Origin of the sequence: Mycobacteroides sp. H001 (genome assembly GCF_001440005.1) — a bacterium.
In the GTDB taxonomy this organism is placed as follows: Bacteria; Actinomycetota; Actinomycetes; order Mycobacteriales; family Mycobacteriaceae; genus Mycobacterium; species Mycobacterium gwanakae.
In genome coordinates, this window is the sequence record NZ_LJYH01000034.1 from 132043 (window position 1) to 158108 (window position 26066).

The window sequence follows — 26066 nt, forward strand, 5'->3', positions numbered from 1 at the left end:
GCGGTCAGTCGTCCTGGTGCCACTGGTAGCCGATGAGGGCCGCAGTGCTATCGAGTGATCCCGAGCCGATTAGTTTGGCGGCGGACTCGATGCGTCCGGTGTCCTCGAAGACCCGCCGGGCGGCGTAGGCGGTCAGCGAGGAGGGTTTGATCCCGGCGGTTCCGGTCAGGCCGGCGCGGGTCAGGACATCGCGGACGGTGACACACACCCTGGCCTGACGTTGCGCGTCGGAGCCGTCCGCGCCGGTGCACAAGATTGCCTCGCCGGCGGCGCCGTGCGCAGTCAGATACGCGATGCGTTGGTCGACGACCCGGCGGGCCCAGGTATCCAACGCGAGAGTGCGGGCGCGGTGCTTGGTCGAGCCGTGCACCCACACGGTGGACGCATCTGTGTCGATGTCGCTGATGCGGATGTGCCCGAGCTCGCTGGTGTGCGCACCGGCCAGCAGTAGTGCAGTCGTGGCCGCGTGACGGGTGGGTGTGGCGTGTTCGGAGAACAGCCGCACCAGGACGGCTTCGTCGTCGGTGAGTGACCGCAGCGCGGAGGCTTCGCGGTCGGGCACGTCGATGTCGGTGGTCGGATCGTGCAGTACGAGCCCGAGTCGGCGTGCGGTGCGAAAGTATGCCCGCAGTGCTGCTCGGCGGTTGTGCATGGTGGCCACGGCTGCGGGCGCCACCTCGCCGTGACGGGAGCGGCCTTTGGCTGCAACGAATTTCGCTACCAACCCGTGATCGACGGCGTCGAGTGTGGTGACATCGTGCGCTGCCGCGAAACCGATGAACCGGCGTGCGAGCAGTGTGAACTTGTCGAGTGTCTGTGTCGACATGGCACCGTCGAGCGCCCAATCCGAGACGACTAAGTCGACCGACGTGGCCACACTGTTCTCAGCCATTGCCGGCCCCCACGGCAGCGGCAGCTCTAGCTGCGCGCTTTTCATCGCACACATCCCTTGTGGGGTGCTGGTACATCGGTGTTCCTTCCGCCATGCTGGTGCGTAAATGCACCAGCATGGTACGGGTGGCCAACCGATGGGCTGTCGAGTGCTGTGTCGGGCGCTATGGTCGGGAGGTGTCGCGCAGCCATGGCGTTCGACCACCCGCCGAGTACATGTCCGCTGGCACCTGGCCAGACGGGCAGTTGGCGGCCGACGCACCCCCAGCGGCTGCTGTAGCGCAACACGTCTCGCGAGCATTGCGCGCGGCGATGGCCGAAACCGGAATCGGTCAACGACCCCTGGCGTTGGCCAGCGGCGTGGCCCACACCACGATCGGCCGCATCCTGGCCGGCACGGTGCTCTGCGACATCGGAACCCTGGCACACCTTGAATACACACTCGGACGTCCGCTGTGGCCGCGAACGTCGTCTCGACGGCGCCCCCGAACCGCAAAGGAGGTCGAACGCGCTGTCGCCACAAAACCCATTGACTTGTGACACGTGTGGCACGTTACATATTGTGGATGACAATGCACTGCATCTACATCGGCGAGTTGCGCTTGACTCACGTTACAAGTGTCAGAACAATGGGTATCGACGTCGGATACGAACCGAATAAGGACTGACACGGAAAACGGGTGGACCATGGGTGCAACCAGCAGATCGTTGGTCGAGCTGATCGAGTCGGCGGCGCGACGCCACGACGGGGCCTCCGGCCGGCGGCTGGCCGAAATCGCTCAACGCGGCGGCCACGAGGTCTCGCACGCAACCTTGAACCGGCTACGGCAAGGCACCTACGCCTCCCGCCCCTCGGACACCTCGATCCGGGCCGTCGCTTACCTGGCTGAGGTGCCCGAGACGGTGGCTTTCGCCGCCGCTGGGGTACGCGCGCCAATGGCTGAGCGCTACGAACCGCCTGCGGAAGCGCAGCGGATGAGCACCCCGCAACGCAAAGCGGTCGACCAACTGCTGCGCGCCTTCCTCGGCGATCAGGTGCCGGCGAATCGTATTGACGGCGTGGACTTCTCGCCGTTGCTGGCAATACGCGAACAGCTAGATGCCGCTGCCGCGGCCGATGATTCGGCGAGGCTGACCGAAGCAGTCCAGTGCGCGGTCCGGGTGATCGATGAGGTGACTGCGGCATTGTTCGCAGCGGCAGCCAACGACGATGGCGACGACGACAGCTGCAGCGATGCGGAGCCGCAACAGCCTTGGCCGCCAATCGATTCGGCAAACCTGATCGGCGTCGCGCCGTAGCGTTGTTCATGCGGTACCGACAACAACCTGGGGGAGGCTGATCGGTGATACCCGAATTGAGTCCCGAACACGGTCTGCTACCGGCCGGACGATATCGGACCACCCGCGAGGAAGTCCGTACCAGATTCGTCAACGGGCGCGGCGAGCGCCGCGCCAAATTATGGAGCGACTGGGAAACGGCCACCACCTTGCTGGGCCACCATGTGCCCATTAATGCCGTCTGGCTGCACGGCACGTTCCTGTCGGACGCGGACCAGCCGCAGCCCATGCAATGCCTGTACTGGGTCGAAGACCTCGAACTGGGCAAAGCGCGGCTCGATCCGGTCAGCGGCCCGCTGCTGCGGGCATTCGCCATGCCAGGAGAAGTGCGGAGGATTGTCGGTGTCCAGGTGGACACTCAACTTGTGCCCTGGCACTGCCAGCCCGACCCGCAAGACCCCGACGACTACTATGCCCCGTATCTACAGCGCCGCGGCATGGTCGACGACCTGCTACAGCGCGTCGCAGCAGGGCCCGCAGGAGCCGCTCGTACCCGCATGGACGCGCTGCCCCGTCGCGGATATTTGGAGGTGATCGTCGATGGCTACTCCTAGCGAGGAACTCGACCGCATGCAGGCCGCGATCGTCGCCGCGATGACTGGACCGGATGCGGACACCCAGGTACCGGACTGGAGCACCCCCGACGACCTCGCTCGCATCGGCATCGAGGCGATGATCGCTGCCGATCAATTGGGCCGTATCCTGACCTCCCGCGGTGACATCCGAATCACCGGCGATGGCGTGACGGGTTCGTCGGCCCGTGTCAACGACGTGGCCCGAGTGATGACCGGATTTCAACGCCTGGCCACTGCCGTCGGCGCCGCCCAACAGGGCGACAAAATCCTTGGGCGTCAACCCAATGCGGATGTTAAACGCCGCACCGACCTGCTCTTGACAGCTGCACCGGGTCCGGGTTCTATCGTCTTGACCGTCACGCCTCGCACCTCCCCCGTCAGTGAGATAGGGCATGGCGGTGGCAGGGTGGGCATGTTCGCCGAGCTGGAAACCGACGACCAGATGCTCGACACCGCCGTCTCTGCCGCGATAGAGGTCTTCGCCGCAGGCAACGACATCGGTGCCGCGCCCCAGGATTCGGCGTTCGTGCGCCAACTCGGTGATATGGGGCCGCGCACCGCCTCGGCTGTTCGTGACCTCGCCAAAACCCTTGATCGTGCCCAGTTCGACGTCGAAATCGCTTGGCGCCAACCCGCCCGCGCCACCCGTCGTGTCACTGTGACAGCGGCGGCCGCCGCGTACATGGCCGCCACCGTCGAGCACGCCAACCTCGATGAACAACCCGTCGAAATCATCGGCGAATACCTCACCGTCAGCGCCGTCAGCTCTTGGCTGATCGCACGCGAAGGCGGCGAAAACGACACCCTCACAGTCAAACTCGGCCGCATCGACCCCAGTCAAACCCGTGGTCTGGCCGTCGGTGATCGAGTCAGTATCAACGCAACCATGAAGATCGAAACCACCCCAGGCGGCAACACTAAAACCACTTATACCGCCGAATCATTCGAGAAGCTTGGCCCGCCAATCGCCTGACCCACAGGATTTGTCAATCTTCTCCTCACGGCATTCTGCGACAGGTTTGGATGATTTCCGATAACCGCCGAAGGCTGGACTTATTCGAAACTCTTACTAGGCTATAAATCGGCGTCAACATACCTGGGAAAGTACCTATAGAGAGCGCGATACTTTGCAGACTGATTCAGCGGGATTCCTATGGAGGTCGCGTCGAGTGTGTCGTCGCACGGAAGGAAAGAATCAAGATGGCGAATCTCTTTCGGTGTTAATTTGGGGATATTGATTCGATACGAATTTGATTCAGACCTATAGAATTCGTACTTATCGAATGCACACACCCGGTAACTAATCTGGTCCGCCTCGTCGAGGACTATTCCTCCGACTGTCGTCATCTTCGCGCCGTCGGCGTACTGAAAATTGATAAGTTGCTCGTACCGAACTGGTAATTTGCTTCCGCGCAAGGTGTTTCTGTCCCGAATGGCCTCGCTGATCTTCTCGTCGATGATTCGCCTATAGAGATCGGCCAGATTCCAACCACCAAGTTGACTCGCATCGGTACCCGGATGGATATATGTATCTAGCCGGTCCCGTAATTCGTCGACACGTTCGCCAATTTCTGGGTTTGGTTGGGCTGAAGCGGTTGCCAATACGATGCTTCCAGACGGCACGTTGCGCACGCATAAGGCGATGTCATCGAGCATTGAGAGTTCTAGCGGGTCATCGTAATCAAGCCATACAATTGCCTTTTGATGCCATTCAATCTCAGGCAATATCTCTGAAGACTCTCCGAACCGTAGATCGACGGCCGCAAATGGCCGATTGAATTCGAACCGTTCTTGATCTCCTAGTTCACGCTCGATGGAAATCATCGATTGAATATCCAGTGCTCGATGGAACAGATTGAAATCGGAGAAATACGGTGAGCCGAAGCCTATGTACTGGTAGTGCTTGAGCGAACTTGCACGATCTAAAGCTCGGAAGAGGTCCGCGAGCATTTTTCGCTCTACAGCCTTGGCAGGTCTAAGGCGGTAGTCAATGGCCTGATAACTTGGCTTACTCATCGTCATTGCCAAACTCGGCTCGATAGAAATAGTCGAAAGTTCCCTCTCCTACTTCTCGGTTGGACTTAACCTTCAGGCGCTTCTTGACCTTGGCTACCTGTATAGCTGGCCTAGCGTACTGTATTGCGTTGGTTACCTCGGCCTTAGGCACTGGTGCACGTTCGGGCGAGGTGAAGCGTGGAGATGCCGGAATCTGGTGGAGTGGTGTCGCGCCCTTCTGTCGTTCCGCCGATAGAACCATCCGCTCAAGGTCGACGCGATCCGGGTGATCCTTTTCCCCGTCTAGCGCATTCAAAAAATCGATAACAGGACGCGTGAGTTCGATCAACTTTGGTCGAATGGCTCTGTACACTCGGTGATCTGCATCGATCCCTTCTTTTGTGGTCGTCCATGGAAGTTTCTCTACGTCATCGCTTTCAAAGAAAGCGTACCCACGGAACCGTGCAAATTGGTTGTGATACTTTGGAATTGTTTTACCTCTGCCCTCGCCCCAGCCGGTGATTGAAGTTTGGTCTGGGCCAAGAATGAGTCGTCCATTACAATATATGTACCAACCCGCTTCGCTCGGTGAAGACCGATCGATGCCCGCAAATATTTCTACGTTGACCGGTCGCTTCGAGTCGCTGTCAACCTCTTCGATAATTCGGGCAGGAGTCAACTCGTTAGTTGAGAACAGAGTCTGAATATCCACATCGACAGGAATTGTGTTCAATGTAATCGATAGGCCGTCGTTTAGCGTCGCCTGATGTTTAAGCGAGAGTCTTTCAACCAGTTCGTTTCTGAATTTCGATTGTCCGAAATTTTCAGACGCCGATTCATGTAATTGTAAAACTCGGATTAAGGTGCCAGCCGCGTCTTGGGATGTATCGCGGCGTTCATGGTCTACATTAGGGAAAGTCCAACTGGGGTCGAGCTTCCAGTCGTCGACGTCTACATTCAAAACAAAAGCTTCAGTGACAGTCTTGGAATCTACGGTAAATTCTGTGCCAAGTTTGAATAGTGATCGTTTCATTCCGATTCCGAACTGACCAATTGAGTTCGGGGTTTCAGGAGCTTCGTCAGGTCGCCCGAAGCGGAATGCGTAGTCCCGTGCCACGATCCAAGGTATCCCACCGCAATTATCGCTAATTTCGAACGTCTTTTCGTCTAATCGGATACGTACCCAGAGTCCATGGAAGCGTGGCGTGGCTGGGGCATCGTGCGTGCTATCGTGATCAGGGCTTGGGGGAGTCTCTTTCGGGCGCAACCTGCGCGCACCGTCGACCGAATTGTCAACGAGGTCAATTATTGCCGGGATAAGGCCGATATCACGCACCAGCATAGAAATAAAGAACGCCTTAGTTGGCCCGGCCTGAATGACTTCTGTTGACATGGTCCCCCTCTATACATCGCGGATAGGCTGATTCTAACCCCGGTTTGGATTAGCCGCGGTGCCAAACGGACTATGCTTTGCAATTGGGCGGTGAACTGGCCGTGTGCGCGTATGGACGGGCTTGCTGCGGATGCGGGGACCAGATGTCATCCTGCCAAGCCGGGGTCTGAGGGCACTGAGTTGGAATCGGCATCGATGTCGGTGCTTCCTGCGACCATGTGCCTATGATGCCCGACACACCCGGAAGAATCGTCGGAAAGTTCCCTCCATGTCTGCGATAGATGTGCGATCGTCCTAGGGTGAGCACAGAGGATCGTTCCCGCGCGGGGAAGCTACCGACGCGGCCAATAGCAGTTGATTTGTTTGCTGGTGCAGGTGGATTGACGCTTGGTTTCGAGCAGGCGGGGTTCGATGTGGTCGCTGCGGCCGAGTATGACCCGGTGCATGCGGCCACGCATCTGTTCAATTTTCCTGAGTGCGAGATGCTGTGTCGGAATATCGCCAACCTGTCTGGTGCGCAGGTGTTGGATGCCGCCAAGAAGGGGTTTCGGCGTATGCATCCCGGGGAGGAATGGCCGGGCGAACTTGACGCGATCGTGGGAGGACCTCCGTGTCAAGGGTTTTCGACTGGAGGCAAGCGCGAAGACGGCGACGAGCGTAACGAGCTGCTCCTGGAGTTCGTTCGGCTAATCGAGGAGGTGCGGCCCCGCACGTTCTGTCTCGAAAATGTGGCGGGGCTGCTGGAGTCGAAATTCTCGGACGTCCGAGAGGCGGCGATTCGCCGCCTACGCGGTGCCGGGTATGAGATTTCAGGCACTGACTCGGTGGTGAACAGCCTGAACTTCGGTGTGCCGCAAGTTCGCCGACGAGTGATCATGCTGGGTTCGCGCGAGGGAGAGGCCCCGCCGAGGCCGCAGACGAGAGTCGGGGAGATATCGGTGTCCGAGGCGCTTGCAGGCCTGCCATCGCCCGTGCGATATCAGGCACTACTCGAATCGGACGAAGTCCGCTTGAAAGGCAACGATCTCAAGCGTCTGCGCAATACCTCTAATGAGTACGCCAGAGCTCTCGCGGGTCTGGCTCCGCTGCCGGGAGATCGATCGCGTCCGCGCCAGTGGGAAAGCGACTTGTTAACGGGGTCGCGGCGCACGGTCCATGAATCGGGCACCGTTGCCCGGTTCAAGTTGACAGAACCGGCCTCCGTCGAGCCGCGGAGCCGTCTATACCGGCTTCCAGTGAAGGGACCCTCCCGCACCCTGCGTGCCGGTACAGGTGCAGAGCGGGGTGCTCATACCTCGCCCCGGCCCATCCACCCGACAGAGCACCGTGTCATCACGGTGCGTGAGGCAGCCCGGCTCCATGGCTACCCGGACTGGTTCCGTTTCCACACCACAAATTGGCACGGCCATCGCCAGGTCGGAAATAGCGTCCCGCCTCCCCTCGCGCGCGCCGCCGCACAGGCACTCCTTCGGTCTCTGTCCAACTACCGCCCAGCGCCACTTCGCGCACCAGCATCTCTTGGCGACCCAGCGCTGCTGTGGCTGTCCCGCACGGAGGCGAAACCGGTCGTAGGCGCTATCGCCGACGAGATGCCAGCGACACGAAGCCGACCGGTTACCGACGCGTCTGGTACGCCTCGCGGATAGCGCTCGCGACACTCTCGGCCGGTTCATGACTCCAGAAACGAAGCACCGTCCAGCCAGAAGCCGTTAGAAGCGAATCGGTTTCACGATCTCGTGTCCGGTTCAGATCAATTTTCGGCATCCAGTATTCGGTGTTGGTCTTCGACGGAACGTAGTGGGCGGGGCATCCGTGCCAGAAGCATCCGTCGATGAAGACGGCGATACGCGCACGCGTGAACACAATGTCTGCGCGCCTCGGAACTTCGCGTACTGGACGTAAGTCGACACGGAACCGAAGCCCGCTGGCATGAAGTAGACGGCGCACAGCCAGCTCAGGCTTTGTGTCACGAGATCGGTTGCCGCGCATCACCGCACGAGTGCGGTCGGATGGAGAAGCTGCGTTCTCAGCGATCATGTTTGGCGTCTCGTGTCAGTGGTAAGCGGCCAGGTTTGCCCAGTGTGGTCGCGCAATAAACCGGCGATTCGGGTGCATTACCCCAGCAGAGATCAAAACCACGGATATTTCCTCAGACGCCGAAATTGGTAGTGATGGCGCCATAGTATCCAGTGATGGATCAGATTCGTGAGTTCTTGGATGGGCGTGCCAGGCCACGAATGTCGGGGATTTGCCTCTTCTGCGGGTGTAAGTTCACGGATCGCGGAGGCCGTACGGACGATCACGTGCCTTCTAAGGCTCTGCTCCGCAAGCCATATCCACCAAACCTATCTACGGTGGATGCCTGCCGGGAGTGCAACAACGGGTTCTCCGCTGACGAACAGTATGTCCGCACGTTTCTTAGCTGTGTTTTGGCGGGTTCGACCGAACCAGACGATCAATCTAATCCCAAAGCTGGAAAGGTGTTGGCACGAAATCCGCGGCTACGCTTGCAGATTGAGCGGGCGCGACACGAATCGATGTTGTCCGGCGCGCCCCCGCTTTGGAAACCGGACTCAGACAGGTTCAACCACGTATTGATCAAGAACGCGCGTGGCCACCTTTGGTTCGAGTGCGCTGAGGTGCGATTCTCTCGTCCAGAGATTTGGTTCACAGCGTTGGAGGCGCTGGCGCCTGAACGCCGCCGTACGTTCGAAGCGCCACAAGGCGATCTCTTACTGCCTGAGGTGGGTAACCGAGGATTTGTGCGTGCTCTGGCATCTCAAGATGAAGCCGATGGCTGGACCGTCGTGCAGGACGGCGTGTATCGCTTCGCTGTGGACCTGTGGCGGGGAGAGGCAGTACGAGTGCGCATTGTTCTCGCCGAATATCTAGCGGCCGAGGTCACGTGGCCAAACGATGGCCGCACCGACTGACAGGCGCGGGCTACACAAGAAACGAAGGGGACTGCACCGCCTTGTGCGGAGGCATCTTCGGCCCAAGCGCCTGTTTGACAGGCACCCGGCCACCTTCGGTGACGTGGGCGCGGTGGTCTTTCAGTGATCGGACAGGGCTGGACCCGTACCCGTCTGCCCGGAAATAGAATCTCGGGAGCTTGACCTGCCGTCGCAGTTCGATTGCTTGATCACCTCGAACCGGGCAGCCGGAGTATTCTTCGTGCGAGGATTGGCCCGTGGACGCAATGTTCTTTGGCGAGAACGAGGACGTAGTAGTGCTTTTTGGCGACTACGAGTTCTCACGCCTAGAGCGTTACGGAATTGCGTTGGCTAACGCCACCATCCGTCGCCTCCGCGCTCAGGTCGCTAGGCCGTCTGGTGACCTTCCGCCGGTCGAGGGCCCGCATTTCGTGTACGAGCAGGGTCCACAGTTGTTCCTCGGACGAAGAGGCCGAGGTGCATTGCACATCGCCTGGGACACCAACCTCCTCATCGATTACTTCGAGCACGGCCGAGCGCTGTGGGAGGGAGAGTCCCTGTCGGAACTGCTGCCTGGCGAGCATGGTGAACAGCTTGAGGCGCTTCAGATTATCGTCACTCTGTGGGTGTTACGCGACATCCGATTCCATATACTTCCGCGCACCATCACTGATTCCAAGAGAAAGGAACTGAGTCCGGAACGCCGCGAGCAGAGGCTGACAGCGTGGCGCGAGTTCTGCGCTGCCGTCAGGATTGTCGCCGACGAAGACGAGTACCGAGGTGAGACACTGATCCTCCCGCGCTCAGAGCTCGACCGCGCGCTCGCTGAAGTCCCGGCTGGTAATGATCGCGAACTCGTCGCGGCCGCGGTGAGAAACAAGGTTCACGTGTTCCTAACCCGCGATCGAGGCGTCCTGAGGGCTGGAAAAGCTTTGCGTCCCTTCGGGCTTTATATCACGAGTCCGCAGGATCTACTCGAGGATCTCGCGTGCTGCGGCGCCCTGAGCTGCTTGCTGCAACCGGAACACCTCTACTGGCCGATGCCAGATCAGCAACGCGTGGCCCATCTAGTTTCAGCTCTCCTGCGAGCGGACCCGAACCCAGAAGCCGCGAGACCGACGAACGGTAGTTGATCAGCTGCTAATCCACTCCGAGAACGGCCAGCTGCTCTGGCTTCCTGCACATCTTGACGAACTGCAAGGTATCCAGAGTCGTGGCCGTACTGCCCACTCCAGCGTCTGCCTTCCGTCATATTTCGTAAACACATTGCGGTGCAGTGTGGTTAGTGCATCTCCGGCAAGGATCGAGGAATCGATGCATGAGTGGAGCTCGCTTCGTTCGCTTCGAAGGCTCTGAGCAGTTCAACAAGGTGGATGAACGCGGCGCGGGCGACAGTCAGCGCCTCTATGCTCGGTCCACTTGTCTGCCTGCGACGTGAATAGTGTTGTCGTCGAACACGATTACCGAACATCCGAATCTGTTGTCCGAACCTAGCCCACTGACGAAGGGTGGCGAGCCTTCTAACGACACGTGCCCACCAATCTGCCAGTTGGTCAACACGGACGAACGGTCCTTGCCGAGTTCCGCGGGCACTCCGTGATTGTCAAATGACAACGGTTCTGGGGTGCCGGTGACGTCGCTGAAGCGCGCATCTGCGCTGATCATCTTGCTGTCGGCTTCGCTTGTACCACCGGTACGCAGGCTGCGCCCGATGCTGCTTCACCATGTTTCGCGGCAGCCTCGCCCTCCCATCGAGTGTGCAGTGCGGCGACCCGACCCTCCAGCGTCGCAATCTGCTGCTCGATCTCGTTATCGAAGCCCGCCAACTCGCCGATCACCTGATCCAAACGGGCCAGATTCACCTTCACTTGCTCACCACCCACAGCGCTCCTCCTCGAACGTGAATAGCCGCAGATTACATGGACTGACCTTAAGAGGGGGAGGCCGAAGCCATGGTTATTGTAGGCCCGCCCGAGTGGAGTCGCACAGTGCAATGTCGTAGCCAAGGCTGATAGAAAGCGGTCCGGGAAGTTCGCTTAGTCGTCGGTGTGAGCGAGGATGGCGTGTCAGGCGGACCGCCGGTCACAGAAAAACTCAAAGTTTGCTCTTGCGGTGGACGATTTTCGGTTCACGCCTGTACTGTTGTTTCTAGATTGTTTGCCTAGATTTGATGGGGATGATTGTGGCGGGGTACGACGCATCTGTAGAACGGCTGACAGCAGTGACTGATTGCCGAAAGCTGGCGGCAGCGGGGCCGGATGTCGATGAGTTTCCTGTCCGTGATCTTGAAGTGGCTCCGAGTTTTGGCGGGGATGCTGTACGGCGTGTGGCGGCTTTCGCTGCCGGGGCCACTGTGGTGCTCGCGGGTGTAGCCGGTTTGCATTATCTGTTCCGTGCGGGCGACGAGGTTGGAGATCTGCTGGTCTGGGTGGCGGTGTTGCTGCTGTGGCTCTCGGCGCTAGGCGGTGGGATCAAGCTCGCCACCTGGGCGGCCAAGCCCATCCTCGATGTCGCATTTGAGACTGGCAAGGCGCGTATTTCGGAATCCGCTCGGGCGGTGACAGCGGCTGCCGCGATCGTCATCGGCGGGTTCGGTATGTGGTGGACGTTCCAGGGAGGGTATTCGGCTTGGTGGCAGTCGATCACCGGTGAGCGTGGTTGGTCGCTGACGCTCGGGGCAGGCCAAATGCTCACCGCGGTCGCCGCCGGTGCTGCACTGTTCACCGGCGGCAAATACTTGACCGGCTTGGTGGGGCAGGTCTTGGCCGATGCCGGGCTCATCAGAACGCAAAGCGCTGCCGCGCACCGTAACCGGACCGCCGGCAGCGACAATGCGCAGTCGCATCCGATGTTGGTTGCTGCGCTGGTCGCGGGCGGTGTCGGGCTGGTAATCATGGCGGCGTGGCTCACCCCGAAACTGGCTCCCACAATCGTTGGCGCAAACACACTGGCGGCTGTCGCGGCGATCGCGGTGGTGCTGGCGTGGGCGGTCGCGGCGAACCTGGGCTGGTGGAAAGGACTGGCCGGGCTGTACACGTGGGCCACCGATGCCTCCCAGAAAGCTGCCGCCACAGCCGGTGTCATCGCGGTGCTGATGTTCTCGGCGGGCGGTTTGGGGTTGGGGTGGTTCACTCCGGCGACGGTTCCGGTCGCACGGGCGGCATGCCCACCAGACTGCGGCGGTGGTGGCGGCTTGGATGGCCCTCCGGGGGGCGGGCAAATGTTCCAGCCTCCGCAAATGCCAAGCCAGATGCCCGATTACAGCAGCGGTAACTACGGCCGGGCAGCGCTGGATCAAAACAACGGCATCAGCATCTACAACCCGCAGCCCAGCCAGGGCTCGAATGCGTCGACCCCAAACAACACCGGCTCCGCGCAGCAGGGATTGCAGCCGGGCCCGAACCCGGACGGGTCCTGGCAGCGCGCGGCTCATGGCGAGCAGATTCCCGATTACCAAACCGCGACCCCCTACACCCAGGGGCCCGGCGCCCCTAACCCGGAGTACAACGGTGGACAAGCCAACAGCGGCACCAACCCGGGAACGCAAGGCGGACAGCCCAACCAGGGTATCCAGCAGCCCGCCCAACAAGCACAGCAGGCACCCGGGCAGCAGCCCAATCAACAACCACAACAATCGGATCCGCAACGTATCGATGATCTGACGCACCAGCTGCAGCAGCAACAGCAGCAGAGCGGCCAAGACCGTCAACGTATCGACGATCTGACCAAACAACTCCAACAACAGAACAAACAGAACCAGAAGCAGGACTTGCCGAGGTTCCCCTCCAGGGACGATAAGAAGGACCGCGACCAGCAGCAGGACCGCGATAAGCAGTCCGGAAACAACGATCTTGCGGCGCTGCTGATGGGTGCAGCCTCCACGAGGCGGCGTAAGCAAGACGAGCAACAGGGCCCGGACACTCAGGCGCTCGGGCAGGATGCATCACAAGCGGTACAAGGCCTTCCGGGTGATATCCAAACCTATGTGCAGTCGGGGCAGCAGATTGCCCAATCGTCCGGCCAAGCGGCGCAAGGCTTCGGGTCAGCTGCCCAGGCGGGTGCCTCGCTGGCGTCATCTGCGCAGTCCGGTGCGGTGAACCCGCAAGATGCGATTACTTTGGTGCAGGGCATCTCGCAAGGCGTGCAGGGCACGGCCGATGCGGTCAACGCGGGCAGCCAGATCGTGAAAACAGCCCAGAAGGAAACCGATCAGGTCACTCAAGCGGTCGGGGACGCCAACCCGCAACTGAAACCGCAGATGGATCAGGCTCGCCAGCTCAACCAACAAGCTGGGCAGATAACTGATCTGGTGGGGCAGGGCGCCCAGCTCACCTCTCAAGGCGCAGGTGCCGTCAACTCCGTCTCGAGCATGGGTTCAGGTGGACTACCGGAAGGCTCCGCGACATCGGTGTCCGCACCACAAGGTGTTGTTCCTTCGCCGCCCACACCGACCCCGGGAACTTCTGGCGGTATCGCGCAGATGAATCCAGCTCCTCAAGCACCTGCTGCACGGCCTCAGGGGATGCCATCACTGGTCAATGATCCGGGGGGCCAGGGGCGAGTTGATGCGCCGAGCATCGTGAAAGGTGTTCAGGACACGCCTCCTCGTCAGAGCGTGGATGTTTCCTCATTGAACCGGGTTGGGGTTACTCAGCAGAAGACGTTCGCCGACCCGCATGTGCCGTCGATCAACGACAGTTTTGAGAAGGTCGCTCCGACCAAGGGCGATTCATTTGATCTGGGTGTGTATTCGAATGGGCAGATGTGGACCGGTGACTATTACGAGACTGCTGGTGCCGATCGCGGTGGCAAGGGCGGTATGTACCGGATTCCGGCGAGCTCGGATGGAAAGACTGCCACGGGGAACCCTGTGCGGGTGGCGCCCCCCGCCAACAACCCTGATGGTTCTCCTCGCGACCCGTCGTCGCGATTGCTTCCAACCGGGAAGGCTGATTTGGGCGGCGGTAATGACCTCGTGTTCGCCTCGCAGACGCCCTCGCCAGGTGCGACCGAATTCGTCTCGAACTTCACCTGGGCATACAACGCGGCTAACCCGGACGCCGCACCAACGGCTATTAACGGGATTTCCCAACTGTCGGGTGCAGCCACCCCTGACGGGCGAATGGTGGCGGTCGGCAACATGGGAGCTAACGGCCCCCGGCATGCCTGGTTGACTCCACAAGTTGGCAGCGAGGGATGGCTGGATCCGGCGAAGTGGACCGACTTTGGGTCGGTATCCGGTGGTGGGATGCGAGAGAACCAAGTCTTCGCACTCCCTGGGGGCGGATACGGGTTGCTCGACAGTGATGGTCCGATTGGCATCAAAGTTGTTCAGACGCCGCAGCAGCTCGCATCAGGACATATGACGCCCCTGATCAGCAACAGCAACGATAACCCTCTGCCGAACGATCCGTTCTTGTCCAGTGCCGCTAACCAGCTCTTGCAGCCATATGGTCCCGAAGTCATCTCGGTGGTCCCCAATGGGAACGGTTCGACGCTGACATTCCTGGCCAGTCAATGGGTGACTGACCCAACCCGTGCGTACCGCACCATCCTGTACACCGTGAACATCGGCCCGTCCTAACAAAACGCAGGAGCACACCGATATGACAGTCGTGAAGCGAATCAGACACCTCGCCATGGTCACTGCCGCAGCCGCTGGTCTTGTTCTGGCGCCAGTCAATGTGGCCCACGCCGAACCGGCCGGTTTCCCGGACGTATCGGGTTTCGTTTCGGTCAATCCGGCTGAATATCCGCTGCCGCTTTCGCGTTCGACTGACAAGGCGGTGCGATTCTCAACCCCATTCGGATACACGTGTGACATGGGGCAGGGCCGCTTTATCTATTGCTACGGCAAGGAGTTGCCGGGGTATGTGGACACCGAAAACCCACAATCCAAACCATGCGGACAGCGAGTTGGTACTGGCGACGCGCCGGGTGGTCCTGCATTCTTTCAGCCAGCCCAGATTTTCTGTAGTGACCCCCATAGCCCTGTCTTGCCGCAAGGACACAAGATCGAATTTCGTGGAGAGCTGTGTGCGGTCGGACCCGATTTCACCGCGTGTACGGATAGCAGTCAGCCTGAACCTCGCGGTTTCGTGTTGCGCCAGGACGGCAATAGCGTCCTGTTCTGACCCTTTGAGGCTTACGTCCCGGGTTGCAGACGGCTCAAGGGTTCGAGTTCTGAGCGGCCTTGAGCCGCGTGACTTCTGCTTCTAGTTCCTGGATTACGGCCTGTGGAAGCGCGGACGGTGCGACTCGTGTGCCGGGGCCGCAAGTGGGACCACAGGTTCGTGTGGGTTTGAGCAACAGGGTCCCAGGGCCTGTGAGGTCGATGATTGTTACTGGGGGTGCAGCCACATTCGGTGCATTTGACTGACCCGGGGAATGCCGGGTGAACCGAGGTCCCCGGCGGGGAGTTTTCCGCGCCTCGCGCTACAGACGTTGAAACCACGGCACCGGATGATTGTCATCGGGCTCCCGTGCCCAATTCGTCGACCACCGCGTCGATGCGCGCCGAGGATCTACATGGCGAATCGGTAGACGTGTCCGGGTCGGCCGGTTGGTGCTGGCTTGCGGAGTTTGTCGGTTCGGCGGTATAGCGGTGAGCGGTCCAGGCGCTTGCGGCTGCGCCCGCGGTTGTTTATCTGTAGTGACATTGGCGGTGTGTAGGACTGTTCCCCACGTGTGTTGGGGGATCTGTTTTCACTGTAGGTGACAGTGTTATCTGTAGGGGTGTTACCTACTGGGGGTCACTCGACTGCGGACGAATTCAATCGCTGCCGGGGGAAACAGTTCTCCGATGTATGTGATACGGCCAGCGCTGCGTGTGGAGATTGATACGTAGGGTCCGCGGCGGCGGATACCGGTGATCTGGTTGTAGTTCAACGTCGATTGTCCGGCGGACGAGGACACGGTCAGGGACTGCGGCCCGAAGGTAGATGTCCAGCGGGTTCCGGATTGCAGACTGCGGCGAAGGTTGAACAGGGTCAACAGGTAGACCAAGAGTGCTGCGGCAATCGGTACCAATAGGATTGCTAGGTGCGGGAAGTCGAGTAGTCCCATCGCTGCCGATGATCCAACGTATCCGATGCAGAAGACGGTGAGCACGATCCAGAACGGGCGCCCCAGCATGCTGAGTGTCGCCGCGCGGGCCAGTCGCGGAGGGTCTGCTGGTTGTGGAATCCACTCGTGGTGGACCGGCGATTTGGTGCTCATCGTCTGTCTTCCTCTGCGGTGGCAGAAAGCCCGAGAACGGCTTGGGTAGCAGTGCTATTGGGGTTGCCTTCTCGAGGGGGGTGGATGGTCAGGAGACCACTATTTGCTTGAGTTCGGTATCGGAGTTTTGGACGATGGTGTTTCCTCGCCGGTATATCCGGTCGTCGCCCATGGGTATCGGGATGTCCCACAGCACGGCGCAGGTGCTGGTATCGACGGCGTTGACGTGGTCTTCTTTGGCCCCGACGGTGTTCCAGGGCCGTGTGATCACGACTTTTCCGTCTGAGGCCAGATATCCTGGAACTCCCAGATCCATTTTGTTGCAGCTTGTTCCGGGCTTCCCGGTCTTGAGGTCGACCTGCGTCCACGTAGGGGCTTCGCCGGTTTCGTGTTCTCCTGGCGCGAAAAACACATGCGAGCCCACGATCCGGCCTTCGGTTGCCGCGGAGGCCCTCGCATAGCCTTCGATTCCGTGTAGGGCAACAAGTTTTTGTCCGCGTGTGTCGTACACGTTCCATGTTTCTTCGCCGCTGGGGGTTTCGTCGAGCACGATCGGTAACCCGTAGTGGCTGGGGCTGAACAGGGACAGCCTGTTCTTACCGTCTTGTTTGATCAGGTTGATGCGTTTTCCGGTGTTGTCGTAGAACGCGATCGCTGACTTGCTATCGACGCGAACGTATGTCACGAAGCCATCAGCGGTGACCCAGGCTGGGCCGGACGCGGGATATTCCTTGTCGTGGAACACCGCCCCGTCGGCGAGGGAGAACACGATGTATTCGGTCTGTGTCTTCCCGTCGACCTGTACCTCGCGGTCCGTGTCCGCCATTGTTGGTGTGGGCCAGTCGGGAGAGAACACCTCACCGCCATAGATAGGGTTTCCGGCACTGGGAACATGCCAGGTCAATTCCGCATTTGAATCGACCCCATACCAGCCGGTTTCACCGAATTCGGGTTTGTCCACGGTCACCAGCGCATAGGCGCCGTATTGCTGAACGACGGGGCCGTGCTTAGTGTTGTACGGGCTGAGATTGGTTGGGCCGGAATGGATTATGGCTCCCGAGGTGCTGTCGATCACCCACGCGTGCCTACCAACCGGCGACGAACTGTCAGCCAGACATAAAATCGTGGTCGGTCCGTTGACGAAACATTGTGAATCACCTGGTAATTCGACGGGAGCGAGTGCGAATTTGCCTGTCGCCAAGTCCAACCCGAAAACCCATTGCCGTGTCGCCGCGTAAGCTCCCGGCCCTCGGGGGGTGTCGGTGGCGATGTAGTAGGCGCGATTAGCGATTACCGGCCCGAAATATGCCAAGCTGCCGGTGGCTCCCGGTATGGCGTCTTGCAGGCGGAAGGTCCATCCGGTGGTGGGTTGTGTCGATTTGATGGGTGCCAGCAGATACTGCGGGTCCACTCCCACCACATCGGGTCCGCCTACGCTCGGGGTGTCGCTGCGGCGCACCAAAAGAATTGTGGCCGTGACTCCGCCGGCCACCACCACTACTGTCAGCACGGCGGCCAGAATCCAGCCCCAGCGGCCGATTCCTGTTCGTATGCGTGTCATAGTTCTGCCACCTTCAAGTTCATCACGTCGCATATCCTCAGCCCACCGTCTTGGATTTGGAACCGGAAGATCCGTGTCGAATCCCCTGTAGTGCTCTTGTTAATGAACACATACAGTCGCCACTCACCAGGCTTACGGGTGAAATCACCGAATCCCAGCGCCTCCAGCATTCCGATCGCGTTGTTGTCCGTCAGATGCCTTAGCTGATACAACGCCGTTGTTCCTGCATCAGAGTGACATGTCAGCTCAGCCATGTTCCCCTGATGACGTTCGTTGCGCTCGCTCATCCACAAGCGCACCGTTGCCTCAGCGACAGCGCGTGCTTGACCATCGGAGAGCGATTCGGATGCGGCGATCGGGCGCAGCGTCGGGCGCGGCACAGTGAAGGCCGCAACCACACACACGATCAAAGCCGCCACACCAACGAACGCCACCACCGCCGCGCACACGGTAAGCCACATTCTGCGTGGCACCTCGACAGCCTCCAGCTTGTTTATCGGTCCTGTCGCAGGGTCTGGATCGATCGTTGTCATACAGCGCCCCCGCACATCTTCCAGCCCCCTTCATTAACCAGCGTCGCTTCACCGGTTTGAAAACCGTCACCGTCTTCCTGCGACTTGAGCAACGCCCGGCCCTCATCGGTCAACGCGCTCACCCGATGCACCCCGTCGATCCGCACCTTGCCCACACCAATCTCGCTGTAGTTCACGAAGCCCTCGACACGATCCACACGTATCGGAAGCGAATCTCCAGACTCCAAAATCTCCAAACCCTTAGCGACATTGCCGCTCGGGGTCGAGCAGGTCAACGCCCGCATCCCCACGACATCGGCGCGATTGCGGCTCTCGATGTATTGCCGGTAGATCTGCTCCACCTGTTTCTGTTGCTCCGAAATCGGCGCAGTCACCGTCAACTGAGCCCGCGGCGGCGGCCACCACAACACCGCGAACAACACCACCGCCGCCACCCCACACAGAACCCCCACAAACAACAAGAACCACACCACCGGCCGCACCCCAGATAGCCAAGCCCTCATTGGTATCTCCCCCTTGGATTTCAGACGCGCTCCATGCTTACAGCAATCCTATTGGTGCCTTGGTAGCGGTGCGATTGCGATTGCTGATTTGATCATGTCGTGGATGACAGGCAGCGATCTGACGATCATGCTCTCAACGCGGTGACTGCACGGGGTTTCGCCGATCGCGACGATCAGGCGCTGATCCGGGAGTTGGTCAGTGCGCCGTTTCCTGCAGGCGCCGATGGGTTGGTGGAAGCGGGGTGGATGTTGGTGCCGCTGCTGCAAACACGATCCGGTACACAGGTCGCGGCAGCCGCCGAAGCCCGGCTGGCCGCAATCGTCGGAATGCTGAGTTCGCATCGCTTGCGGCCTGGGCACGAGCAGATGCTCGCCGACCTCGATCAGCACCGCAGGCTCGCTGGGCGCTCGCAACGCCACACCGACCTCGGCGCCTCGATCATCGTCGGGATCTTGCTGGCGGGCTTGTGCGCGCTGGCCCTGTGGGCAGTCTCTCTGCTTGGTCCCGTTGCCTTGGTGTCGACGGCGATCATCCTGCCGATCGCCGTCGCCCTCACGTACCTGGTTATTCGCCGCATTGAGCGCGACGACACCGCCGCGTACCGGGTCAGGATCCACGGATTAGAGGTATCGACCTGGTTGGGCAACGCGCTGCCCGCCGAGCACGCGATCGCCGTTGAGCTAGCACTTCGCCTGCCGCCCGGAGCTATCCAGGCCCGGACGGTCAATCCGTTGGTGATCGTCTCCGGGCAAGGCAAGACCGCGGTGCTCGCACAGCAGACGTTGATAGCCGATGCTGCCGCATTGACCGATCCTTGCGTTGAAGCCGCCGCCGAGCTGCTGGCCGGCTACCTCACCGAGCCACGAGAAACGGTGGTGATCGCGCCGGACATTCCGCGGCCGGCGTGGGCGGGGCCCTGGCCCGCTCACTGGCAGTCGCTGGCCGGCGAAGTGTGCGGCGACTACATCGAGTGGATGCAATGGCGCGGTGTCCTTGCCGGATTCACCGACTTCGCCGGCGTGTTCACTGTCAATCTGGCCGCTATCAGCCCGGATTGCCCAAACGAACACGACCAGGCAGGCCAGTACCTCGCGACAGTTCTCCGCACGCAGATAGCTGACCCTGACAGTGATGTCGTGCGGTTCCACGACGATGGCACGGATTCCGACCGGTCGGCGCTGCTGGCCGTAATCGATATCGCGAGCCCCGCCACCAGTGGAGGAGATGACTGATGGTTGCGATGGGATACGCCTTGATCGCTTTGGCGGTGATCGCAGTCATCTTCTCGATCGCGTTCATACGGCGACCCGACGAGACATGGGATATCTACGAGTCGTGGAAATGGCAAGACCCGGAAGCCAACCGCCCCAGCCCCGCCGCGCTGCGATTACACGGCGCAGGAGGGCTGGTCGTAGCACTGCTATCGGCAGGCTTCGGACTGTGGCTCATCACCACATACGGCTAATCGCGGCGGTCTAGGTGTGGTGCCTCGGCGGGTCAACGTCCGACTGGTTGATACGGGGATCGTCGGCATGATTTGAGGTGCCAGTGCTTGGAAGGGAACTGGTTCCGGAACCGGAAGTGAATTGGTAGACGTGTCCGGGCCGGCCGGTTGGTGCTGGTTTGCGTAGCTCGTCGGTTCGACGGTATAGCGGTGAGCGGTCCAGGCGCTTGCGGGCCGCGCCCGCGGTCGTGGGGCCGCAGACACTGAGCAGTGCGCGAACCTGCGCGAGTGTGGTCTCATCGCCGAGCATGGCGTGTGTGATATCCCGGTCGACCAGCAGGCGCTCCTCTAGTCGCCGGATCGCTGACCTCGCGATCGTGGTGTGGCCGAATGGCATTGCCTCCGGTATCTGGGTCACGGGCACAGCGCCTGTGGCCTCGGCGGGGACGCGGGCCACTACGACGATAGATACGGTGTGTCCGCGTTCGTCGCGGTCCGGGTCGCTGACGACGTCGACGACCGCGACACCGCCGGTCAGCTCGGTGCTGGCTTTGTCGCGGATGATCCGCTTGGCGCATTGCTCGACGGTTTCACCCTCCCAGGCGGCCAACAGCCCACCGGGCAGGGTGGTTTCTCCCTTGTGCAAGGGCCCAGCACGCTTGATCAGCACGATCTTCGGTTCGGGGTCATCGGTGAGTGCAACGACATCCACGCTGAGCCAAGTACCGTGCACCGGATGATCACCGGGGCTCACGGCCAGGTTCGATTCGGTCATCGATCTCATGACTGCTGCCTCGCGGTGCCGCTGTAGCGCTTGTAGATTCCGGTTTCGCGCGTCAACGTTTCACGCACCTCAACGAAACTATACTGCCGCAACAGCTTTCCGTTCTCGAACATCAGTTTCAGTTCATTGTCGGCTTCCTGGTCGGCATCGGCGTGCTCGATCAAGAATGGCTCACCACTCATCCACCGCCGCACCGCCAACCGCCCCGTAGCCGACTTCTTGGAGCCGTCATCGGTGACCGGGTCCTTGAGGATGTCGCGGCCTACGCCGTCGACCTGAACCCATGTCGCCTTGACAGCCATCTTGAAGGTGTCCCGTGTTTGGTACTGGTAGGTGTAGGAACCGAATCCGAAAACGACAGCGGTGGAGGCATATCCCTGCGCCATGAGGTTCCGTGTGGTGGCGTCGGCGCGCTCATGGGTGATGGAGTCGCCATAGATCGCTCCGACATGCGTATCTAGCTCGCGGTACCCCTTGGTGTTGGTGATGGTCCCGAATGTCTCGGCTAGCAGATTGACCACGCCCTTGCGAGCCGGGCTGTCTTCGGGCGCATTCGGATCCCCGCACAGGATCAGTTCGGGGTCGCCGCTGTCGGGGCGGATCACGAGCTTTCCGTTGCGGGCCATGATCTGTTCCTTGCGTGCGGGCAGGTACTCGGTGAGCACCCGCCACAGATCCCAGGTGTCGGAGACGACTGACAGAATTCCTTCGGGATACAGGCTCAGCAGCCGATCGAAGGTCGCCAGCTCTCCGTCTTGTCCGCCGGCACACATCACGGAGTGTTCGGTGGCCGGAACCGATGCGCCGATCAAGGCGTCGCCGTTGCCGGGATAGAACCGTTCGATGAACCGGATCGCGGGCAGTCCGTCGGTCCCTGCGAAGCTGATCAGGTGGCCGGCACCTGACGCGGCTGCTGCCGCGTCGCCGGCCATGCCGCGGTAGGAGAAGTCGTGGCCCTGGAACTGCACCGCGGCTTCGTCACCGGACTCGGCGGCGCGTTCGTCGAGTAGCTTGCGGTTGTTCCAGGCGATGGTGGCGCTGGTGATCGGCTGCCACAGCTCAGCGGAGAGTTGCGTCTCGAAGTAGTTGGTCAGCCAGAAGAACCGTGGGTCGGTGTTCTCTACCGTCAGGTACGGAACCCGCAGCGGGATCAACGATCCCTCACGCACAGCCCGCACCTGCAGCGGCAAGTATCCCAACGCGTGCAGATCTCGGAAGTGCTGAACACCAATGGCATTCGGCCCTAACAGCCCGGTGACGAACCGCTCATATCCGGCCAGAACCGGTTCGAGTTCGTCGTCGGTCAGATCGAAGAACACCTGCCAGTCCTCGATTAGCCGCTGCAGATACGCCTGCAGCCCGAAGAAGACCGTGGCGTTGATACCCGGCACCCGCGTGCCGCGCGCAGTGAGGTTGGAGTAGACGAACTCGGTTCCGTCCGGGTACTGCCGCCGGTGATCAAGCTTGTAAGCGTCGGTGGCCAGCAGGGTGTCCAGCGCCCGATTTTGGTTGTCGTTCATGGTGTTTCCGCCCCCTATCGAGTGGTGTTGATGGTGTCCAGGACGTCGAGCACGTGTAGGCGAAGCGGGTGAACCTCGACCGCAGTGTCTTGCGGTGAGTCTGCGGCTGCCGCGACTGCCGAGCGCAGCGAGTCGGTGGTGTGGACCCTCCGGTAGTTGTCGGTCAAGGCGTTGGTGCCCTTGGTGAACCCGCCGTGTGTGACCCACAGATCCAGGTCGAAGCCGTCGCCCAGTCCTTGTGCCAGCAGTGCGAACGTTCCGCCACCATCGCAGATGTCATCGACCACCAGATACCGACCCGGTCGGCCCTGCACCTCGGCGGGGGCTTTGTAGCCCAGTAGTTGTCCGGTGGCAGGGTCACGCTTCTTGTCGGCCACCGACACCGGCAGCCCCAGTTGCGCGGCGACAGCGCTCGCACGCCGCAGCGAGCCGGCGTCCGGGCCGATCACCCCGAGGTAGTCGCCGGCATCGACAGCAGCGGCCACCACCTGGGCCAGGTCGATGACGTGAGACGTAACGGTCGGGTTGACGGCCCGCAGCGTGTCCAGCCACACCGGCGAGTGCGGATCGATGGTGACGAGGCCGGTGATCCCAGATAGCGCGGCCAAGCGCGCGTTGGTGTGCGCAGGACAGGGCGTGTCCTTGTCGCCACGTGCACTCGGCAGGAACGGCATCACCAAGATCCGCTGCGGGAACGCCGCCGTCAGAGCGGCCCAGTTGAACACCACCGTCCAATCCGGCGCCGCCGTGTGCACCCAGAGCACCTGTACACCCGGGGTGGGGCCTGCACCGGCAATAGTGCGCACCGTCACATCGCCCATCGGATAGGCGAAAACCTCGATCGCTGAAGTGTTGAGCTGGCCCCCGCCGTAGGCGAAGAACTCGTAGTCGTTCGTCATGCCGGCAACCGTACACCACTTTCGTACTCTTTGTACGTAAGTAACTGGATCGGCCGCGGGTAGACGAGTTCTGTCACCGACAACGCCCTGAGCGTATGTATAGCGGTTGGGGCTTTGGAAGTGCTGGACACCACTACTGGTGAGCCATCCACTCACGCGGGCGATGCGACGGGGAGTTTGAGAACCTGTCCTGAGTCGTCACTGAAGTCGACGTAACCGCTAACGTAGACGTTTTCGTCGGCGTCGACGGCTACATCTAATGGGCCACGGAGCCCGGTGAACGGCAGCACCGTTGTTGCGTGGGAGCCTGCGGCGAAGGCCACTACCTTGCCGCCGGTGTAGTCGGCTACGTATATGGTGCCGTGGCTGTCGACAGCCAGGCCCGACGGCCCTTTGAGTTCGGTCAGGGGGAATTCGGATTGGGTGGTGGAACCGGAACGCAGCGACAGTATTCGTTTGCGAACCTGATCCAGGACATAGACAGTGCCCGCGGCGTCCACCGTCACAAAGGTGGCTTCGTCCAACCCGGTGAACGGCAGCTCTATCGGTGGGGCTTCACCGGCGGCACGCGACAGAACCCGCCCCTTGTCGGCAACGTATACGGTTCCGGCAGTATCGACTGCCACGCCATGACCATGTCGACCGGGGAAAGACAGCTTGGTCGGGGTGCTGGAACCCGCCGTCAGAACCTGCACACCGTCGTAGCCGTTGTTGACGTATACGGTGCCAGCCGCATCGACCGCCACTCCGTTTCTACCCGGCTCGAATGGCAGCGTGCTCGGAGCCGTGGCACCTACCGGCAGGGACAACACACGGCTGGTTTCGTGAACAGTGTCACTGTCTACGACATACACGGCGCCGGCAGCGTCGACCGCGATGTCCCACGGATACCTCAGCTCGGTGAACGGAAGGACGCTCTGCGTACCGTAGGAGTGGAGCACCGCGGCCTCGGGTTTTCGCGAGATGGTGGTGAACGTCACGGCTGTCGCTGCGGCAAGCACCATCACCGCTCCTGCTGCTGCGGCTATCACCCATATCCGCTTGCGCCGGGCCGCGTCGACGGGGGCTGTCGGCGGCACGTGCGCTGGTGTGCCCGCCCCGAACGGCAGCTCAATCGGTTGCGGCTGATGCTGCGCCGGGGCCAAGGGACCGGTGACGCCCATCGGAGCCGGGTGCTCTGGGCCCGGCAGGGTCTGTCTGCCGAACCCCGTCCGCGCCTCACACCAGCGTCGGGTGGACCGGGCCAAAGCCAAGGCGATCGCCGCAACCGCATAAACCACCGTGAATACCAACACCGCAATGCGGAGCTCGAGGTCTCCGGGTCGAGGGTTGTCGCTTGCCGTCACTGCCGAGAGCAATCCGGTTGCCAACAGGATGACGACTGCCCAGGTGACGACAACCGTCGTGCGCCCGGAGAGGCGTCGGCGCAGCAACAGAATCCCGCCCACGATCAGCCCAGCGGCAAGCGGCGTCGTGACGGCTGCGCCAACCCCGGCGACGACCCGGGCCGACTCACGTTTATCCGAATCGAGTGCCTCCACCACACCCGCTATAGCGAGAAACAGAAACACCGCACCACCCAGCACACTCAGCACTGCCGCGCCGAGCGCCGTGCCGCGGGTGGGAGGCGGCAGCGAAGGGTCCACCACTGAACCGGGCACCGCTGCCAGCTGCCGTTGTCCGTCAGGCTGGCCCTGGTAGGTCAACCAACGTTTGGTTGACGGCGCAAGCACCAGCCCCAGCATCGCCAACGCGACGAGCACACCACGAATCACCGTTCCTACACCAGGACCGAATCGCATGACCTCCACATCGGAGGTCTCGCCCATCGCGCCGACGAGCCTGTTCCAAATCTGGGTGGAGACGACATAGGTGATGATCGGCGCCAGTAGCAAGAAAGCACCCGTCACCGCGACGACCGGGCGGCCGGCCGGTTTGCGACGAAACAGCATGATCCCGCCGACCACCAGGGCCGCCGCCAATATCGCGTTGAGCACCGCGACCACCGTGGTCAGGGTGTCCATCGCATTGAGTGCCGAGGTCGCGTCCTGGGTCAGGTGTCCGTCAAGGCCGCCAAATGAATCATCGGTCACCCACCGCGCGTACACGGACCAGGCGATACCCACCAGGCACATGAACGCCGCAATGAAACATAAGATCGCGGCCCAGCGAGCGGTCTCACGACTTGGCGGCTTGAGCGCTTCTTCGGGATCACCGGTGGGACCCCCCGACTGCACCGTATGCATAAGTCCAGAACTTACCGAGCCCGCTTGGTCTTTCGTGCACCAAATGCGTGACGCTGCATCGCGCAGCGGACGGCATGCGGAGGTTCACGCGTTCCGAAATCGGCACTATCGCGTTCCGGAGCCGAAAACAGCACCACCGCCGAAGAGCCACGAAGGGGTTTTCAACACGTCCCCGAGGGCGGAGGGCGGGGGACCTGTGTGAATAGGTGTCTAAAACTCTAGCGGGTGGGCG

24 protein-coding genes and 2 pseudogenes are annotated in these 26066 nt (G+C 61.1%); 11 read left to right on the top strand and 15 right to left on the bottom strand.

Annotated features, from left to right (window positions below; all coding sequences use genetic code 11):
* Positions 1-4: 4 nt before the first annotated feature.
* The gene (locus tag AOT83_RS17110; RefSeq protein WP_057966528.1) at positions 5-937 is read right to left on the bottom strand and encodes a site-specific integrase; all 933 of its coding nucleotides are present in this window, start codon (positions 935-937) and stop codon (positions 5-7) included.
* A 131-nt stretch (positions 938-1068) separates the two neighbouring features.
* Between AOT83_RS17110 and AOT83_RS28205 the strand changes: the two genes are divergently transcribed.
* The 4 genes from AOT83_RS28205 (at position 1069) to AOT83_RS17130 (ending at position 3777) form a co-directional block, all read left to right on the top strand.
* Positions 1069-1431, top strand: a complete 363-nt coding sequence (locus AOT83_RS28205) for an XRE family transcriptional regulator (protein ID WP_234797638.1) — start codon at positions 1069-1071, stop codon at positions 1429-1431.
* 147 nt (positions 1432-1578) lie between these two features.
* Positions 1579-2190 (top strand): hypothetical protein, encoded by a 612-nt coding sequence (locus tag AOT83_RS17120; protein ID WP_057966527.1) that lies wholly within the window; start codon positions 1579-1581, stop codon positions 2188-2190.
* Positions 2191-2234: 44 nt separating this feature from the next.
* A complete protein-coding gene (locus AOT83_RS17125; RefSeq protein WP_057966526.1) occupies positions 2235-2783 on the top strand; it encodes a hypothetical protein in 549 nt (182 codons plus the stop codon).
* Positions 2770-3777 carry a hypothetical protein gene (locus AOT83_RS17130; protein WP_234797637.1) on the top strand — a complete coding sequence of 336 codons (1008 nt, stop codon included), beginning with the start codon at positions 2770-2772 and terminating at the stop codon, positions 3775-3777. The genes AOT83_RS17125 and AOT83_RS17130 overlap by 14 nt, the downstream gene beginning before the upstream one ends.
* Before the next feature lie 101 nt (positions 3778-3878).
* Here AOT83_RS17130 and AOT83_RS17135 read toward each other — a convergent pair whose 3' ends face one another.
* Entirely contained in the window at positions 3879-4826 is a 948-nt protein-coding gene (locus AOT83_RS17135; RefSeq protein WP_057979841.1) for an O-methyltransferase, read from the bottom strand.
* Entirely contained in the window at positions 4813-6192 is a 1380-nt protein-coding gene (locus AOT83_RS26935) for an ATP-binding protein (RefSeq protein ID WP_070943067.1), read from the bottom strand. The genes AOT83_RS17135 and AOT83_RS26935 overlap by 14 nt, the downstream gene beginning before the upstream one ends.
* 281 nt (positions 6193-6473) lie before the next feature.
* On the opposite strand from AOT83_RS26935, the gene AOT83_RS17145 reads away from it, so the two are divergent.
* Entirely contained in the window at positions 6474-7838 is a 1365-nt protein-coding gene (locus AOT83_RS17145) for a DNA cytosine methyltransferase (protein ID WP_070943066.1), read from the top strand.
* Here the strand turns inward: AOT83_RS17145 and AOT83_RS17150 are convergent.
* Complete coding sequence (locus AOT83_RS17150; RefSeq protein ID WP_057966521.1) at positions 7807-8229, bottom strand: very short patch repair endonuclease; 423 nt, start codon at positions 8227-8229, stop codon at positions 7807-7809. The genes AOT83_RS17145 and AOT83_RS17150 overlap by 32 nt on opposite strands.
* 317 nt (positions 8230-8546) lie before the next feature.
* Here AOT83_RS17150 and AOT83_RS17155 point away from each other — a divergent pair, with 317 nt between their 5' ends.
* Together AOT83_RS17155 and AOT83_RS17160 are read left to right on the top strand one after the other, a co-directional pair.
* Positions 8547-9125 (top strand): hypothetical protein, encoded by a 579-nt coding sequence (locus AOT83_RS17155; protein WP_131726972.1) that lies wholly within the window; start codon positions 8547-8549, stop codon positions 9123-9125.
* Positions 9126-9382: 257 nt separating this feature from the next.
* Positions 9383-10258 (top strand): type II toxin-antitoxin system VapC family toxin, encoded by an 876-nt coding sequence (locus AOT83_RS17160; RefSeq protein ID WP_057966519.1) that lies wholly within the window; start codon positions 9383-9385, stop codon positions 10256-10258.
* A gap of 271 nt (positions 10259-10529) precedes the next feature.
* On the opposite strand, the gene AOT83_RS17165 is transcribed toward AOT83_RS17160, so the two are convergent.
* Both AOT83_RS17165 and AOT83_RS17170 read right to left on the bottom strand, forming a co-directional pair.
* Complete coding sequence (locus AOT83_RS17165) at positions 10530-10790, bottom strand: hypothetical protein (protein ID WP_234797636.1); 261 nt, start codon at positions 10788-10790, stop codon at positions 10530-10532.
* A complete protein-coding gene (locus tag AOT83_RS17170; RefSeq protein WP_109394949.1) occupies positions 10787-11008 on the bottom strand; it encodes a WXG100 family type VII secretion target in 222 nt (73 codons plus the stop codon). Before AOT83_RS17170 ends, AOT83_RS17165 begins: the two co-directional genes overlap by 4 nt.
* Before the next feature lie 299 nt (positions 11009-11307).
* On the opposite strand from AOT83_RS17170, the gene AOT83_RS28210 reads away from it, so the two are divergent.
* Complete coding sequence (locus AOT83_RS28210) at positions 11308-14709, top strand: hypothetical protein (RefSeq protein WP_234797649.1); 3402 nt, start codon at positions 11308-11310, stop codon at positions 14707-14709.
* Positions 14710-14731: 22 nt separating this feature from the next.
* Positions 14732-15259, top strand: a complete 528-nt coding sequence (locus AOT83_RS17180; RefSeq protein WP_057979838.1) for a hypothetical protein — start codon at positions 14732-14734, stop codon at positions 15257-15259.
* Between the two features lie 390 nt (positions 15260-15649).
* Here the strand turns inward: AOT83_RS17180 and AOT83_RS28440 are convergent.
* The 5 genes and pseudogenes from AOT83_RS28440 to AOT83_RS17200 all read right to left on the bottom strand — a co-directional run.
* Positions 15650-15760 (bottom strand): annotated as a pseudogene (locus tag AOT83_RS28440) (NUDIX hydrolase); the annotation flags it as partial.
* 103 nt (positions 15761-15863) lie between these two features.
* Complete coding sequence (locus tag AOT83_RS17185; RefSeq protein ID WP_057979837.1) at positions 15864-16343, bottom strand: hypothetical protein; 480 nt, start codon at positions 16341-16343, stop codon at positions 15864-15866.
* Between the two features lie 88 nt (positions 16344-16431).
* On the bottom strand, positions 16432-17904 hold the full coding sequence (locus AOT83_RS17190) for a hypothetical protein (RefSeq protein WP_057966515.1): 1473 nt from the start codon (positions 17902-17904) through the stop codon (positions 16432-16434).
* The gene (locus AOT83_RS17195; RefSeq protein WP_057966514.1) at positions 17901-18437 is read right to left on the bottom strand and encodes a hypothetical protein; all 537 of its coding nucleotides are present in this window, start codon (positions 18435-18437) and stop codon (positions 17901-17903) included. Before AOT83_RS17195 ends, AOT83_RS17190 begins: the two co-directional genes overlap by 4 nt.
* On the bottom strand, positions 18434-18940 hold the full coding sequence (locus tag AOT83_RS17200; protein ID WP_131726971.1) for a hypothetical protein: 507 nt from the start codon (positions 18938-18940) through the stop codon (positions 18434-18436). The genes AOT83_RS17195 and AOT83_RS17200 overlap by 4 nt, the downstream gene beginning before the upstream one ends.
* A gap of 141 nt (positions 18941-19081) precedes the next feature.
* On the opposite strand from AOT83_RS17200, the gene AOT83_RS17205 reads away from it, so the two are divergent.
* Together AOT83_RS17205 and AOT83_RS17210 are read left to right on the top strand one after the other, a co-directional pair.
* The gene (locus tag AOT83_RS17205; protein WP_131726970.1) at positions 19082-20173 is read left to right on the top strand and encodes a hypothetical protein; all 1092 of its coding nucleotides are present in this window, start codon (positions 19082-19084) and stop codon (positions 20171-20173) included.
* A complete protein-coding gene (locus AOT83_RS17210) occupies positions 20173-20406 on the top strand; it encodes a hypothetical protein (protein WP_057966511.1) in 234 nt (77 codons plus the stop codon). The genes AOT83_RS17205 and AOT83_RS17210 overlap by 1 nt, the downstream gene beginning before the upstream one ends.
* Before the next feature lie 118 nt (positions 20407-20524).
* Here AOT83_RS17210 and AOT83_RS17215 read toward each other — a convergent pair.
* The 4 genes and pseudogenes from AOT83_RS17215 to AOT83_RS17230 all read right to left on the bottom strand — a co-directional run.
* Positions 20525-21169, bottom strand: a pseudogene (locus tag AOT83_RS17215) (NUDIX domain-containing protein); the annotation flags it as partial.
* Complete coding sequence (locus AOT83_RS17220) at positions 21166-22689, bottom strand: nicotinate phosphoribosyltransferase (RefSeq protein ID WP_057966510.1); 1524 nt, start codon at positions 22687-22689, stop codon at positions 21166-21168. The gene AOT83_RS17220 and the pseudogene AOT83_RS17215, both read right to left, overlap by 4 nt.
* A 14-nt stretch (positions 22690-22703) precedes the next feature.
* A complete protein-coding gene (locus AOT83_RS17225) occupies positions 22704-23588 on the bottom strand; it encodes a phosphoribosyltransferase family protein (protein WP_057966509.1) in 885 nt (294 codons plus the stop codon).
* A gap of 152 nt (positions 23589-23740) precedes the next feature.
* Positions 23741-25834: an NHL repeat-containing protein gene (locus tag AOT83_RS17230; RefSeq protein ID WP_057966508.1), complete on the bottom strand. Its 2094-nt coding sequence runs from the start codon at positions 25832-25834 to the stop codon at positions 23741-23743.
* Positions 25835-26066 lie beyond the last annotated feature (232 nt).